The 15,427-nt window shown below is 62.4% G+C and carries 13 protein-coding genes; 4 read left to right on the top strand and 9 right to left on the bottom strand.

The genetic code is table 11. The features are described from left to right. The first annotated feature begins 6 nt into the window (after positions 1-6). Complete coding sequence (locus tag LVY71_RS10460; protein ID WP_235099723.1) at positions 7-1,827, top strand: ABC-F family ATP-binding cassette domain-containing protein; 1,821 nt, start codon at positions 7-9, stop codon at positions 1,825-1,827. Here the strand turns inward: LVY71_RS10460 and LVY71_RS10455 are convergent. From LVY71_RS10455 to LVY71_RS10415, 9 genes are all read right to left on the bottom strand, one after another. Then, the gene (locus LVY71_RS10455; RefSeq protein WP_235099722.1) at positions 1,824-3,038 is read right to left on the bottom strand and encodes a TIGR03862 family flavoprotein; all 1,215 of its coding nucleotides are present in this window, start codon (positions 3,036-3,038) and stop codon (positions 1,824-1,826) included. The genes LVY71_RS10460 and LVY71_RS10455 overlap by 4 nt on opposite strands. Positions 3,039-3,043: 5 nt before the next feature. Beyond that, the gene (locus LVY71_RS10450; protein ID WP_235099721.1) at positions 3,044-3,976 is read right to left on the bottom strand and encodes an SDR family NAD(P)-dependent oxidoreductase; all 933 of its coding nucleotides are present in this window, start codon (positions 3,974-3,976) and stop codon (positions 3,044-3,046) included. Between the two features lie 15 nt (positions 3,977-3,991). Further along, positions 3,992-4,456: a MaoC family dehydratase gene (locus LVY71_RS10445; RefSeq protein WP_235099720.1), complete on the bottom strand. Its 465-nt coding sequence runs from the start codon at positions 4,454-4,456 to the stop codon at positions 3,992-3,994. A gap of 113 nt (positions 4,457-4,569) precedes the next feature. Next, positions 4,570-6,288, bottom strand: coding sequence for an AMP-binding protein (locus LVY71_RS10440; protein ID WP_235099719.1), 1,719 nt, complete (start codon positions 6,286-6,288; stop codon positions 4,570-4,572). Positions 6,289-6,297: 9 nt separating this feature from the next. Then, entirely contained in the window at positions 6,298-7,182 is an 885-nt protein-coding gene (mmsB, locus tag LVY71_RS10435; RefSeq protein WP_235099718.1) for a 3-hydroxyisobutyrate dehydrogenase, read from the bottom strand. Between the two features lie 32 nt (positions 7,183-7,214). Next, positions 7,215-8,303, bottom strand: a complete 1,089-nt coding sequence (locus LVY71_RS10430) for an enoyl-CoA hydratase/isomerase family protein (protein WP_235099717.1) — start codon at positions 8,301-8,303, stop codon at positions 7,215-7,217. After that, a complete protein-coding gene (locus LVY71_RS10425; protein WP_235099716.1) occupies positions 8,300-9,445 on the bottom strand; it encodes an isobutyryl-CoA dehydrogenase in 1,146 nt (381 codons plus the stop codon). Before LVY71_RS10425 ends, LVY71_RS10430 begins: the two co-directional genes overlap by 4 nt. Positions 9,446-9,468: 23 nt before the next feature. After that, positions 9,469-10,965: a CoA-acylating methylmalonate-semialdehyde dehydrogenase gene (locus LVY71_RS10420; protein WP_235099715.1), complete on the bottom strand. Its 1,497-nt coding sequence runs from the start codon at positions 10,963-10,965 to the stop codon at positions 9,469-9,471. Between the two features lie 130 nt (positions 10,966-11,095). After that, the gene (locus LVY71_RS10415; RefSeq protein WP_235099714.1) at positions 11,096-11,722 is read right to left on the bottom strand and encodes a TetR/AcrR family transcriptional regulator; all 627 of its coding nucleotides are present in this window, start codon (positions 11,720-11,722) and stop codon (positions 11,096-11,098) included. A 165-nt stretch (positions 11,723-11,887) separates the two neighbouring features. Here LVY71_RS10415 and LVY71_RS10410 point away from each other — a divergent pair, with 165 nt between their 5' ends. From LVY71_RS10410 to fabF, 3 genes are all read left to right on the top strand, one after another. Beyond that, complete coding sequence (locus LVY71_RS10410; RefSeq protein WP_235099713.1) at positions 11,888-12,658, top strand: enoyl-CoA hydratase; 771 nt, start codon at positions 11,888-11,890, stop codon at positions 12,656-12,658. A gap of 186 nt (positions 12,659-12,844) precedes the next feature. Further along, entirely contained in the window at positions 12,845-14,038 is a 1,194-nt protein-coding gene (locus LVY71_RS10405) for an acetyl-CoA C-acyltransferase (protein ID WP_235099712.1), read from the top strand. Between the two features lie 122 nt (positions 14,039-14,160). Then, complete coding sequence (gene fabF, locus LVY71_RS10400; RefSeq protein ID WP_349629886.1) at positions 14,161-15,423, top strand: beta-ketoacyl-ACP synthase II; 1,263 nt, start codon at positions 14,161-14,163, stop codon at positions 15,421-15,423. Positions 15,424-15,427 lie beyond the last annotated feature (4 nt).

Raw genomic sequence — 15,427 nt, 5'->3', positions numbered from 1 at the left:
GACGACATGGCGCCTCCCCTCATCCAGTTGAAAGACATCGCGCTGACCTTTGGCGGCACGCCGCTGCTGGCCGGCGTCGAGCTTGCGGTGTCCGCCGGCGAACGCGTCTGCCTGATCGGCCGCAACGGCTCCGGCAAATCGACGCTGCTGAAGATCGTCGCGGGGCTTGTGGAGGCGGACAAGGGCAGCCGCTTCGTGCAGCCCGGCGCGACCATCCGCTACCTACCGCAGGAACCGGATTTCGACGGCTTCCAGACGACGCTGGCCTATGTCGAGGCCGGTCTCAATCCCGGCGACGAGCCGTATGAGGCACAGTATCTGCTGGAGCAACTCGGCCTCTCCGGTACCGAGGATCCCGCCAATCTCTCAGGCGGTGAAGCGCGCCGCGCGGCGCTGGCGCGGGTGCTCGCGCCCTCGCCCGACATCCTGCTGCTGGACGAGCCGACCAACCATCTCGATCTGACCACCATCGAATGGCTGGAAGGCGAACTTGCGAGCCGCCGCAGCGCGCTGGTGATGATCAGCCACGACCGCCGTTTCCTCTCCAATCTGTCGCGCGTCACCGTCTGGCTCGACCGCGGCCAGACCCGCCGCATCGAGAAAGGTTTCAGCGCGTTCGAGGAATGGCGCGATGAGGTGCTGGCGGAAGAAGAACGCGACCAGCACAAGCTCGACCGCAAGATCGTCGCCGAGGAACACTGGCTGCGCTACGGCGTGTCGGGACGGCGCAAGCGCAACGTCAAGCGCCTCGGCAACCTGTTCGCGCTGCGCGAGCAGCGCCGCGACTATCGCGGCACCGCCGGCAAGGCCAGCCTCGCGGCCGCCGAAGCCGAGACCTCCGGCAAGCTTGTCATCGAGGCCAAGCACATCGGCAAATCCTATGGCGAGCGCAAGATCGTCGACGATTTCTCCATCCGCGTGGCGCGCGGCGACCGCATCGGCATCGTCGGCCCCAACGGCGCCGGCAAGACCACGCTCATCAGCATGCTGACCGGCGCCGACGCGCCCGACACCGGGACCATCCGCCTCGGAGCCAACATCGAGATGGTGACGCTCGACCAGCACCGCGAGAGCCTCGATCCGAAGTCGACGCTGGCGGATGCGCTGACCGGCGGCCGCGGCGACAGCATCATGGTCAACGGCACGCCGAAGCACGTCATTGGCTACATGAAGGACTTTCTTTTCAGCAGCGAGCAGGCCCGCACGCCGCTTGAAGTTCTGTCCGGCGGCGAACGCGGACGGCTGATGCTGGCGCGCGCTCTGGCCAAGCCATCCAATGTGCTGGTGCTGGACGAGCCGACCAACGACCTCGATCTCGAAACTCTCGATGTGCTGGAGGAAATGCTCGGTGATTATCAGGGCACCGTCATTCTCGTCAGCCATGATCGCGATTTCCTCGACCGCGTGGTGACCTCGGTGATCGCGCCGGAAGGCAACGGAAAATGGGCGGAATATGCCGGCGGCTATTCCGACATGCTGGCGCAGCGCGGCGCGGACCTGAAGCAACGCGCACTGGACACTGCCGCCGCCGACAAGCCGAAAGAAGTCAAGGGGACAGCGGCACCGGTGGCCTCGTCCGCGAAGCGCCGCCTCAACTTCAACGAGAAACACGCACTGGAAACCCTGCCCAAGACAATGGCGAAGCTCCAGGCCGAGATCGCCAAACAGCAGAAGCTGCTCGACAATCCGGAACTCTATGCCAAGGATCGCAAGAGGTTTGACGCCGCGTCCGCTGCGATTGCCAAGGCGCAGGCGGAACTCGACGACGCCGAGGAAAAGTGGCTCCAACTGGAAATGCTGCGTGAGGAAATCGAGAGCGGGGTCTAGCGCTTCAGATAGTCCAGTGCCCCTCGCCCGGCCGCTGCGCCGGTCGCGAAGCAGGCTTGCAGCAGATAACCGCCGGTCGGCGCTTCCCAATCCAGCATCTCACCGGCCACAAACACGCCCGGCAATTTGCGCAGCATATAATGCGTGTCGATCTCAGCGAAAGAAATCCCGCCCGCCGTCGAAATCGCACGCTCCAGCGGTGCAACGCCGGTCAGCTTGACCGGAACGTCGTTGATGAATGTCGCCAGCTGGTCCGGCGACATTGTCGAAGGCAGCAGATCAGACGCGATGGTCGCCTCCTGAAGCAGGCCGACGCCGACAGACGACAGACCCAGTTGCTTGCGCAGGAAGGTCGAGAGCGATTGCTTCTTTCTCGGCGCGCTCAGGCGCGTGACGAGATCGGCATGAACAAGATCCGGCCTGAGCGCAACGCGGAGAACAGCTTCGCCGCTTGCAAGCACGGCATCGCGCAACGGGGCGGACAACGCATAGACCGCACCGCCCTCGATGCCGTCGCGCGTGATCGTCGCCTCGCCGCGCACGACACTGTCGCCAAACGACAGCGCCACGCTTTTCAACGGCTCGCCCTGGAAACGATCGCGGAACAGATCGGACCACGTCACGCGAAATCCGCTATTGGCCGGGCGCAACGGCGCGATGCCGACGCCCTTCGCGCCCAGAATATCGGTCCAGCCGCCATCTGCGCCAAGCCTCGGCCAGCTTGCACCGCCAAGCGCGACGATCGTCGCGTCAGGCTTGAGCGATGTCGAGCCGTTGGAGGTCTCGAATTGCAGATCGCCCTTCGCATTCCATCCCGTCCACCGATGACGAAGCGCGAACTCGACACCGAGTTGATCCAGACGGCGCAGCCACGCACGCAGCAACGGCGATGCCTTGAAGGCGTGGGGAAAAACTCGCCCGCTCGATCCAACGAATGTCGGCTGGCCGAGGCTATCGCTCCATGCCCGCAATGCGTCCGGCGGAAATGCCTCGATGGCGGGCCGCAGATAGCGCGTCGCCTCACGATAGCGCGCAAGAAACTGATCGAGCGGCTCGCTATGGGTGAGATTGAGACCGCCGCGTCCGGCAAGCAGGAACTTTCGGCCGACCGACGGCATCCGGTCGTAGACCGTGACCTGCGCGCCGCCTTTGGCCAGAATCTCAGCCGCCATCAGCCCCGCAGGACCGGCGCCGATGACGGCAACATCCAAGGTACTTAACCGCCCATCGGCGGCAGCTTGATGCCCGCTGCCTTTGCGGCCTGCTCGACGTACTTGAACGTCTGGAAGAATGCGCCGCCGAGATCGCGCGCGGTCGACATGTCGCCGATCTTCGCAAAGTTCGCCGCGATGGCGTCCGGCGTCCACTGATCCTGCGGAAGGTTGAGGCCTTCGGTCTCGACGACCTTGATGACCGCGAACGAGCCTGCGCCTGCGCCCATGATGGTGCGGGTCGGCGCGTCTTCGCTGAGCAAATAGAGAACCGCAGGGGTGATCGCTTCGGGTTTCATCAGCGCCAGAATTTCAGGACCGATCAGGCCTTCGGTCATGCGCGTCGCCGCCGTCGGAGAAATCGTGTTGACCTTGATGTTGGTCTTGCGGCCTTCCTCGGCAAGCACGTTCATCAGGCCGACCATGCCGGCCTTCGCCGCTGCGTAGTTGGCCTGACCAAAGTTTCCGAACAGGCCCGACGACGACGTGGTGACGACGATGCGGCCAAAGTTGCGCTCGCGCATGCCGTCCCACACCGCCTTGCAGCAGTTGAAGGTGCCGGTGAGGTGCACGGCGATGACTTTGGCGAAATCATCCGGCTCCATCTTGCCGAAGGACTTGTCGCGCAGAATTCCGGCATTCGCGACCATCAGATCGACGCTGCCCCATTTTGCGGTGGCCTTCGCAACCATCTCCTGGACCTGCGCGAAGTTCGAGACGTCGGCGCCGTCGGCCATCGCCTCGCCGCCCGCCTTGCGGATTTCCTCGACGACGGCTTCCGCCGGACTAACCGAACCGCCGCTGCCGTCGCGAGCAGCCCCCATGTCGTTGACCACCACGCGCGCGCCGAGTTTCGCAAGCCCCAGCGCGTGCGCGCGCCCAAGGCCTGCACCTGCGCCGGTCACGACCGCAACGCGTCCATCGAATCTGATTGCCATGATCGTGTTCCCTAATTAGGCGAAGAAGTGCATGCCGAGCCAGTCCGCGACCAGCGCGGGTTTCGGCTCGTTCTCGATCTCAAGCGTGGTTGCCGTGCGGGCCAGCAGTTCCTGGGGCGATTTCATGGTCACCTCGGACAGCACAAATCGGGCACGCACACGCTTGCCGGCGCGAACCGGGGTCAGAAACCTGATCTTGTCGAAGCCATAGTTGATCGACATCGACGCGCCATTCAGCGTCGGCATTGTCGCGTAGGCCATCTTGGGCAGAACCGAGAGCGACAGGAAACCGTGCGCAATAGTCCCGCCGAATGGGGTTTCGCGCTTGGCGCGCTCTGGATCGATATGGATGAACTGGAAATCTTCGGTCGCGTCCGCAAAGGCGTCGATCTGCTTCTGATCGATAGTATGCCATTCAGAGACGCCAAGCTCGCTGCCGACGAGTTTGACAAAGTCCTCGCGGTCCATCGCAACGCCCATCCGCCGTCTCCCGTTTCGAATTCGAACTGGAAGGCACATTCCACAGAACAGGGTTCGGGCCAAGCAAAAAATGATCTTGCTTCTGTCCCCTCTGGCATGCAGCGCAGATGGGTCTAGCGCGGGCTGCTCTGCAATTCCGGAAACTCCTCCTCGCGGAATTCCCTGCCCCGCAAAGGGTCCTTGCGATCGTCGTCGTGTTCGAGACGACGAAGCTGGACACGACGGATCTTGCCGGAAATCGTCTTCGGCAATTCGGTCACCAGTTCGATCCGCCGGATGCGCTTGAACGGCGCGAGGCGCGAGTGAACATACTGGAAGATCGACAGCGCGGTTTCGCGCGTCGGCTCGACGCCCGGCACCAGTGATACATAAGCCTTGGGAAGTGCCAGCCGGATCGGGTCCGGTGTCGGCACCACCGCCGCCTCAGCCACAAGGTTATGTTCCAGCAGCGCGCTTTCAAGCTCGAACGGGCTGATGCGGTAGTCGGACGATTTGAACACGTCGTCCGAGCGGCCCACGAATGTCAGATAGCCCTCGTTGTCGAGGAACACCACGTCGCCGGTCTGGTAGACATCACCGTCCGCACCGGTCGGCTTGCCATCCTCGCCCTGATAGCCGAGCATCAGCCCCGCCGGGCGATCAACGCCGAGTACGAGGCGCACCTCGCCTTCCTTCGCCGGCTTGCCGTCGGCATCGGTCACGCGCACCGTATAGCCGGGCATCGGGCGCCCCATCGATCCGATCTTGACCGGCTGCCCCGGCGAGTTGCCCGCCAGCGCAGTGGTTTCGGTCTGGCCATAGCCATCGCGGATGGTCAGACCCCAGGCGGCCTTGACCTGATCGATTACTTCGGGATTGAGCGGCTCGCCTGCGCCGCAAACCTCGCGGATCGACACTTTGTAGTCCGCCAGCCGCTCCTGAATGAACAGCCGCCACACCGTCGGCGGCGCACACAATGTCGTCACCCCGCACCGCGCCACGGTCGCAAGCAGACCCTTGGCATCGAAGCGCGGCTGGTTGCAGATGAAAATAGTCGCGCCTGCATTCCACGGCGAAAAGAAGCAACTCCACGCATGCTTCGCCCACCCCGGCGAGGAGATGTTCAGGTGAACGTCGCCGGGCTGAAGGCCGAGCCAGTACATGGTGGAGAGTGAGCCGACCGGATAACTGCGATGGCTGTGCAGCACGAGCTTCGGCTTCGCTGTCGTGCCGGACGTGAAATAGAGCAGCATCGGATCGTCGGCTTGCGTCACGCCATCAGGCGTAAACGAGTCAGGATAGTTTGCCGCGTCCTCGAACTTGCGCCAGCCTGCGTGTTCAGACGTTGCCGCGACAACAATTTTGGTGAAGCCCTCGCCACCCAAACCTTCGAGCTTCGGGACCTGATCCTGTGTCGCGACGACGACCTTGGCCTTGCCGCGATCAAGCCGGTCGCGCAACTCGTCCGCCGTCAGCAATGTGGTGGCGGGGATCACGATGACGCCGAGCTTCATGGCGGCGAGCATGGTTTCCCACAGCGGCACGACGTTGCCGAGCAGCAGCAACAGATGATCACCGCGCTTCAAGCCAAGATCGCGCAGAAAGTTCGCGGTCTGGTTGGAGCGGCGCGACAGCGCGGCGAATGTCAGCTTCGTTTCGGTATTGGTGGCCGCGTCGACGATCCACAGCGCGGTGCGGTCGCGACTTTCCGCGTTGCGGGCAAGCCCCGCATCGAACCAGTCGAGCGCCCAGTTGAATTGTTTCTCGTCCGGCCAGCGGAAGTCCGCTACGGCCCTGTCGTAATCGGTACGATGCTTCAGCAGGAACGTGCGCGCATCCTGGAATGTCGTCATCAACCGATCCTATTTCGCCAGCCCGCGCACATGCTTGATGATGCCTGAAAAGTCCACGCCGCCATGGCCAGCCTTCTCGAAAGCATCGTAAATGCTTTCGGCATGCGCGCCGAGTGGGGTAGCAGCGCCAGCGGCTTTTGCGGCTTCCTGCGACAAACGCAGATCCTTCAGCATCAAGGCTGCAGCGAAACCGGGCTTGTACTCATTGTTGGCGGGCGACGCCGGAACAGGCCCAGGCACGGGGCAATATGTCGTCAACGACCAGCACTGTCCCGACGAGGTCGACGCCACATCAAACAGCGCCTGGTGCGACAGGCCGAGCTTCTCACCGAGCGCGAAGGCTTCCGATACGCCGATCATCGAAATGCCGAGGATCATGTTGTTGCAGATCTTGGCGGCCTGTCCGGCGCCCGCCTTGCCGCAATGCACGACCTTCTTGCCCATGTTCTCCAGAACAGGCCTGCCTGCGGCAAAAGCGAAATCCTCGCCGCCGCACATGAACGTCAGCGTCGCGCCCTTCGCGCCGCCGGTGCCGCCGGACACCGGCGCATCGATCGACGGCAGATTATGTTCGGCTGCATGCGCGTGGCTGAGACGCGCGCTTTCGACATCAATGGTCGAGCAATCGATCATCAGCGCGGTCTTGCCGACTGCGGGAATAACTTCCTTCCAGACGGCAAGCACATGCTTGCCAGCCGGCAGCATGGTGATAACGATTTCCGCCCCCTTCACCGCATCGATTGCGCTCGCCGCGACGGTAACACCGTCAGCCTTGGCCGCATCCTTTGAAGCCTGGACCAGATCGAAACCCGTGACTTTGTGCCCGGCCTTGACGAGGTTGGCTGCCATGGGTCCGCCCATGTTACCGAGACCGATGAATGCGATGTTAGCCATATCCTGCCCTCGATATTGTTGTTTCTGAATCGTCAGTTCGGAAAGACGAGCTTGTATCTGCTGTTCGGCGCAAAATACTTCTCGACGATGTCCGGCGTCACATCCTCGATCCGCGCCGGAGACCATTTCGGCTTGCGGTCCTTGTCGATGATCGCAGCACGAACGCCTTCGACAAATTCACCGCTGGTGAAAACGGTCAGCGCCGCGTTGTATTCGCGGATCAGACATTCCCGGAGCGATTTGGAGCTGCGCGCTCGGCGGAGCAATTCCAATGTCACCTTCAGCGCGGTCGGCGACTTTTCGAAAAGCGCCTTCAGCGTGGCTGCCGCAAACTCAGACGCGTCCTGCTTCAGCGCCCCGACAATCGCTTCCATTGTGTCGTGCACGAAGGCTTGATCGATCACCCCGCGATGACGCGCAATGGGTGCCTGAATATTGGTTGTTGCAAAGCGGGAAAGAATGGCCCGAACGTCCTTGTTTTTCGCCTGCAGCGGCGCGTTGGCCAATGCATCGCGAACCGCAAGCCAATCGTGCGATGCGATCAGGACGTCGGCTGCTCCGGCATAAACGGCGTCCGCGCCGCTCATCGGCAGTCCCGTGAGCGCGAAATAGGTCCCGATCTCGCCCGGCGCGCGCGACAGTAGCCAGGTCCCGCCGACATCCGGGAAGAAGCCGAGACCGACTTCCGGCATCGCCATTTTGGTCTTTTCGGTCACGATACGATGCGCGCCGTGAGCCGACACGCCGACGCCGCCGCCCATGACCAGACCGTCCATGTAGGCAACGTAGGGTTTTGGAAATTCCGGGATGCGCGCGTTCAGGATGTACTCTTCACGCCAGAACACCGGACCAAGATCGCCGCCGGCTTTTGCGCTGTCATGAAGCCCGCGAATGTCGCCGCCGGCGCAGAGACCGCGCTCGCCGGCGCCTTCCAGCAACACCAGCGACACACCGGGGTCGGCTTCAAAGGCATCAAGCGCCGCCACAATGCCGCGCGTCATCTCCAGCGTCAGCGCGTTGATGACGTTGGGACGGTTGAGCCGTATGATTCCGGCTGCGCCTTCCCGGCAAACGATCACATCCTTGCCGGCCACGTCCGTCGCCGCGCTGGCGGCTTTCATCGCGCACCCTCGATCATCTTGCGCGCGACGATCACGCGCATGATCTCGTTGGTTCCCTCAAGGATCTGATGCACGCGCAAATCTCTCACGATTTTCTCAATTCCGTACTCGGCCAGATAGCCGTAACCACCATGCAGTTGCAGCGCCTGATTGGCAACCTCGAAGCCTGCATCGGTTCCGAACCGCTTGGCCATCGCACATAACATCGTCGCATCGGGATCCTTGCGGTCGAGCGCGGCAGCCGCACGCCACAGGAACGTGCGCGCGGCTTCCAGTTCGATCGCCATGTCGGCGAGACGGAACTGCAACGCCTGAAATTCATCCAGCCGTTTTCCGAACGCTTTGCGCTCCTTCACGTAAGCCAGCGATTTGTCGAGCGCCGACTGCGCACCGCCGAGCGAACACGCGGTAATATTGAGTCGGCCGCCATCAAGACCGGCCATCGCGATCTTGAAACCGATACCTTCATCGCCGAGCCGGTTGGCAATCGGCACGCGCGCATTCTCGAAAATCACCGCACGAGTCGGCTGCGCGTTCCAGCCCATCTTGCGTTCGTTGGCGCCGAACGAAACGCCCGGCGTGTCGCCCTCGATCACCAGCGTCGAAACACCGCCAGCACCCTCGCCACCGGTTCGAACCATGGCGACATAGAGATCGCTGGTGCCCGCCCCGGAGATGAACTGCTTCTGACCGTTGAGAACATAGTGATCGCCGTCGCGAACGGCACGCGTGGAGAGCGCGGCTGCGTCAGACCCCGCGCCCGGCTCGGTGAGCGCGTAGCTTGCGATCAACTCCATCGTACACAGACGCGGCAACCACTTCTGCCGCTGCGCATTCGAGCCATAGGCATCGATCATCCACGCCGCCATGTTGTGGATAGAAATGAAAGCCGACACGGTCGGACATCCGGTGGCCAACGCCTCGAAGATCAGCGCCGCATCGAACCGCGTCAGCGCCGAGCCGCCGACATCGTCGCGGATATAGATGCCGCCGATACCAAGCGCCGCCGCCTCGCGCATCACGTCGACGGGGAAGAATTTTTCCTCATCCCACTTCAGTGCAAAAGGCGCGATCTTTTCCGCGGCGAATTCGCGCGCCATGTCGCGAACCGCGATTTGATCCTCGGTCAGGGCGAATTGCATGGCGCGCTCGCTGGTTGCTTGGCTTAGTTCATCGTCGGAATGACGAACTCTGCACCGTCCTTGACGCCAGACGGCCAGCGGGAGGTGACGGTCTTGGTTTTGGTGTAGAAGCGAACCGAATCCGGACCGTGCTGGTTGAGGTCGCCGAAGCCGGACTTCTTCCAGCCGCCGAACGTGTAGTAGGCAATCGGCACCGGGATCGGCACATTGATGCCGACCATGCCGACATTGACCTTCGCCGCGAAGTCGCGCGCCGCGTCGCCGTCGCGGGTGAAGATGGCCACGCCGTTGCCGTAGTCGTGGTCCGAGGGCAGCGCCAGAGCTTCGTTATAGTCCTTGGCACGCACCACCGAGAGCACCGGTCCGAAAATCTCTTCCTTGTAGATGCGCATATCCTTGGTGACGTTGTCGAACAGACAGCCGCCCATGTAGAAGCCCTTCTCATAGCCCTGCATCTTGAAGCCGCGGCCATCAACAGCGAGCTTGGCGCCTTCCTTGATGCCGACCTCGACATAATCCTTGACGCGCTCCAGCGCCGCCTTCGTCACCAGCGGGCCGAAGTCAGCCGACGGATCGGTCGAAGGGCCGATCTTGAGGCTTTCCACGCGCGGAATGAGCTTTTCCATCAAGCGATCAGCCGTGGTCTTGCCCACTGGCACCGCAACCGAGATCGCCATGCAGCGCTCGCCGGCAGAGCCGTAACCCGCACCGATCAGCGCATCGACGGTCTGGTCCATATCGGCGTCCGGCATGATGATGGCGTGATTCTTGGCGCCGCCGAAGCACTGCGCGCGCTTGCCGGTCTGCGCCGCACGCTCATAAATATATTGCGCGATCGGCGACGAGCCGACGAAGCCGACGGCCTTGATGTCGGGATCATCAAGAATCGCGTCCACCGCTTCCTTGTCGCCGTTGACGCAGTTCAGGATACCCGCCGGCAAGCCGGCCTCGATCATCAAAGCCGCCAGCGCCATCGGCACGCCGGGATCACGCTCGGAGGGCTTGAGGATGAAGGCGTTGCCGCAGGCAATCGCCGGCGCGAACTTCCACATCGGGATCATCGCCGGGAAATTGAACGGCGTGATGCCGGCGACAACGCCAAGCGCCTGCCGCATGGAATAGATGTCGATGCCGGGACCCGCGCCCTCGGTGTATTCGCCCTTCATCAGGTGGGGAATGCCGCAGGCGAACTCGACCACTTCCAGGCCGCGCTGAATGTCGCCCTTCGCGTCGGGAACCGTCTTGCCGTGCTCGCGCGCCAAGAGATCGGCGAGCTTGTCGTAGTCGCGCTGCACCAGTTCGAGAAACTTCATCATGACGCGGGCGCGGCGCTGCGGGTTGGTAGCCGCCCAATCGGGCTGCGCCGCCTTGGCGTTTTCCACCGCCGCGCGCAATTCAGCCTTGGTCGCCAGCGCCACCTGGGCCTGGACCTCGCCCGTCATCGGCTCGTAGACGTCCGCAAAGCGCCCTGATGTGCCCTTGACCTCGCGGCCACCGACGAAATGCCCGATCGTACGCATGCGTATCCTCCAAAAGCGTATGTTTTGAGAAGGATAGACTGTCGCGGGGAGCATTGGAACGGGGTTCTGCGCACAGCACGGTGGCGCTCAATGCAAAGAACAGCATTGATTTTAAGACGGCTTCAGCCCGTCAGGTCCGGGCGGCTGCCGACTTTGCCCTCTTGGTCCGAGGCGTTGCCGATGCGCCGCTCTGCAAAACACTCTGCCGACCGGCGGCCAGAATTTCTTCGGAGAATTCCCCCGTCCCAGCCATACGCGCCAGCAGCAATGCCCCCATCATCGTGGCCAGCGCTCCGATGGCTTCCCGCCGCGCGGCCTTGGTCGACTGCGCCGGCATCTGTTCGGAAATGATATCGATCATCTCTTCGAGCTTCGTCGCGATGGCCTTCCGCGTCCTGGAATCCGCGCGCAGCACCTCGGCTCCCAGCGACGGCAACGCGCAGCCATTGCCGACGTCATCACGATGCTGCGTGGTCAGATAGCGGTTGACGATGGATTCGAACTCCTTACCCTCTGGCGCCTCCTCGGCCCGCTTGCGCCACCGCTTCACCGTCTGGTCCATGGCATGGGTAAACGCTTCTCCGATCAGCGCGTCGCGCGAATCAAAGTGGGCGTAGAACCCCCCGTGGGTGAGTCCCGCTTCCTTCATCAAATCGGCGACGCCGATACTCGCGGCCCCCCCCTCGCGCAAGCGCACGGATGCGTTTTTTACGATCCGTTCGTGGGTTTCGGCCTTATGGTCCTTTGAATAACGCATCGCCGCCTCATCAGATGTCCCAGATCATATAATAACACATTTCGCCTGACGAAACGGACTCAATGAGCCGGAAATAGCTGCCATGCACGGTATTTGACGAAGCACAACTCATCGCGCACCATCACTCCAATCTCTTCGCAACTGCAAACGCCAGGCTCCCGTACAATGCAAACGATCAACGACTACTGCACCGTGACGCGCGGCGAGAACGGCATTGCACAATTGACCATTTGCAACGCCGGTCCGCTCAACATCATGAATTCGGCAGTGATCCGCGGCGTCCGGGAAGAACTGGAGCAGCTTGCCAAAGATCGCGACATTCGCGTTCTTGTTATCAGGGGCACCGGCGAGAAAAGCATGATCGGCGGCGCCGACATCAAAGAGATGGCGACGCTGGATCAGGCCTCCGCAGAAAAGTTCATTACCGGCCTGCGCGACCTCTGCGAAGCCGCACGGCAATTTCCCGCGCCGGTGATCGCGCGCCTGCGCGGCTGGTGCCTTGGCGGAGGACTCGAATTTGCCGCAGCATGTGATTTGCGAATTGCGTCGCAGGACGCGAAGTTCGCCATGCCGGAAGTCAAGGTCGGCATCCCCTCGGTGATTCACGCGGCGCTGTTACCGCGACTGATCGGATGGGGCCGCGCCCGCTGGCTGATCCTGACCGCGGCCACAATCGATGCTCAGACCGCATTGAACTGGGGACTGGTCGATCAGGTGGTGCACGAGGGCGATCTCGATTCCGCGATCGCAGCCGTGGCGCAGGCAATCGCCAAATGCGGCCCTGAAGCCATGCGCAGCCAGAAGGCGTTGCTGCGCCAGTGGGAGGAACTTCCGCTCACGGAATCCATAAACCTCAGTGTCGCCGTATTCGGGAAATCGTTCCTGACCGGCGAACCGCAGCGTCACATGCAGACATTTCTCGACAGACCAAAATAACTCATCCGTCACAGCAGAATAATTCATGCGAGATTGGCATGCCAGGCTGTTTTAAACGCATCCTCGCTTGTCCGCGTACGATTCATGCCTTTATTGTCCCGCCGCGGATTGCAATTTCCGCGTCACTTCATATGATACCTGTCATCTAACCACGGTCAGGCTCCGTCCGTGCACCAGGAGAGTTGCATGTCTTCGTCCGATCCCGTCGTCATCGTATCCGCAGTTCGCACTCCCCTTGGCCGCTTTCTGGGCGACCTGTCCTCGTTCAGCGCGCACAATCTCGGCTCGCATGCCATCGGCGCGGCACTTGAGCGGGCGAAACTGTCGCCGGAGCGAATCGATGAAGTTTTCATGGGCTGCGTTCTTCCCGCGGGACAAGGTCAGGCTCCCGCCCGTCAGGCGGCGCGCGGCGCGAAATTGCCGGACGCCACGGGTGCCACCACCATTAACAAGGTATGTGGTTCCGGCATGAAGGCCACCATGCTGGCTCACGACATCATCAATGCAGGTTCCGCCGAGATTGTGGTCTCGGGCGGCATGGAGAGCATGAGCAATGCGCCCTACCTGCTGCAAAAGGCCCGCGGCGGATATCGCGTCGGTCACGACCGCATCATTGACCACATGCTGATGGACGGCCTCGAGGACGCCTATGAGACCGGCCGATCCATGGGCGATTTCGGCGAAGCCGCTGCTGAAGCCTATCAGTTCAGCCGCAAGGACCAGGACGACTATGCCATTGAGACGCTGACGCGTGCGCGCAACGCGGTTCAGAACGGTTCGTTCAAGAAAGAGATCGCACCCATTTCCGTGAAGGAGAAAGCTGGCGTGCGCGTGGTCGAGAACGACGAGCATCCGCTGAAGGTCGATCCCGCCAAGATTCCAAATCTCAAGCCTGCATTCCGCGCCAACGGCACCATCACTCCCGCGGCCTCCTCGGCGAATGCCGACGGCGCTGCCGCGCTCGTGCTCACCCGGCGTTCGATCGCCGAGCGCGACGGCCTTCCGATCCTCGCCGAAATCAAAGGCCATTCGACTCACAGCCAGGCTCCGGACTGGTTCACCACCGCTCCTATTCCCGCAATCCGCAAACTGCTTGAGAAGATCGGCTGGAACGTCGGCGATGTGGATCTGTTCGAAATCAATGAAGCCTTCGCAGTCGTGCCGATGGCGGCTGCGCGCGATCTCGGAATTCCACGCGACAAGCTCAACGTCAACGGCGGCGCATGTGCGCTCGGCCACCCTATCGGCGCAACCGGTGCCCGGCTGATCGTGACGCTCCTGCATGCAATGGAAAAGAATAACGTCAAGCGCGGCATTGCTTCGCTGTGCATCGGCGGCGGCGAAGCAACCGCCATCGCGGTCGAGCGCAAGCTCAACTGACGCCGCACCAACTTGCAATGCGCCGGCGGCTCGTTCCGCCGGCGTCGTAAGTCGCATACCGCAACAAGCGGCTGCGTCGTCCCTCGTCAACCTGTGGTGAGATCGTGAAACGGAACAGCTCCATACGACGCATCGTCGTCACGGGAATGGGTGCAGTCTCGCCGCTTGGAGTCGGCGTGGAAGGCAACTGGTCGCGGCTGATTGCAGGGCAGTCCGGCATCCGCGCCTTGTCAGATAATGTTGCGGCTGACCTGCCGGTGAAAGCGTGCGGTACCGTGCCTGACATGGTGGAAGATCCTGAATTCGGATTCGATCCCGATCGGGCGATCCCGAAGAAGGATCAGAAGAAAATGGATCGCTTCATCCAATTTGCCATGATGGCGGCGGATGAAGCACTCGCACAGGCAGGATGGAAGCCGGACGATGCCCGTTCGCGCGAACGTACCGCCACCATCATCGCATCAGGCATCGGCGGTTTTCCTGCAATCGTCGATGCCGTCCGCACCGCCGATGAACGCGGCGTGCGGCGGCTTTCTCCCTTCACCGTGCCATCGTTTCTGGTCAATCTCGCTGCCGGGCAAGTTTCGATCAAGCATGGCTTCAAGGGCGCGCTGGGCGCGCCGGTGACAGCATGTGCCGCAGGCGTGCAGGCCATCGGCGACGGCGCGCGCATGCTTCTTGCTGGCGAAGCGGACGTGGCCGTATGCGGCGGAGCGGAAGCCTGCATCGACCGTGTCAGCCTCGGTGCATTCGCCGCCGCCCGCGCGCTCTCGACCAACTTCAACGATGAGCCGCAGCGCGCATCGCGGCCTTTCGACAAGGACCGCGACGGCTTCGTAATGGGTGAAGGCGCAGGCATTCTCGTCATCGAAACGCTCGATCACGCACTTGGCCGCGGCGCGACACCGATCGCCGAACTCGTTGGTTACGGCACAACATCGGATGCCTATCACATGACCGCAGGCCCGGAAGACGGCGACGGCGCGCGGCGCTCCATTGAAATCGCGCTCAGGCAAGCCGGAATCTCTCCCCTTGAGGTACAGCATCTCAACGCCCACGCTACGTCGACCCCGGTCGGCGACAATGGCGAACTTGCTGCGATCAAGGCCGTGTTCGGCGCCGAAGGCGGCGTCGCGGTGAGTTCGACCAAATCCGCCACCGGCCACCTTCTCGGTGCGGCGGGCGGGCTTGAGGCCATCTTCTCGGTGCTGGCGCTGCGCGACCAGATCGCGCCGGCAACGCTCAACCTTGATCATCCGGATGCGGCTGCTGAAGGCATCGACCTCGTGCGCGGTGCGGCGCGGCCGATGGCCATCGAGCATGTGCTGTCGAACGGCTTTGGGTTTGGCGGCGTTAATGCGAGCGTCCTGTTCCGCGCGTGGTAGGCCG

This window comes from Bradyrhizobium sp. G127 (genome assembly GCF_021502575.1).
GTDB lineage: Bacteria > Pseudomonadota > Alphaproteobacteria > Rhizobiales > Xanthobacteraceae > Afipia.
This window is presented reverse-complemented; position numbering and strand designations above follow the sequence as displayed.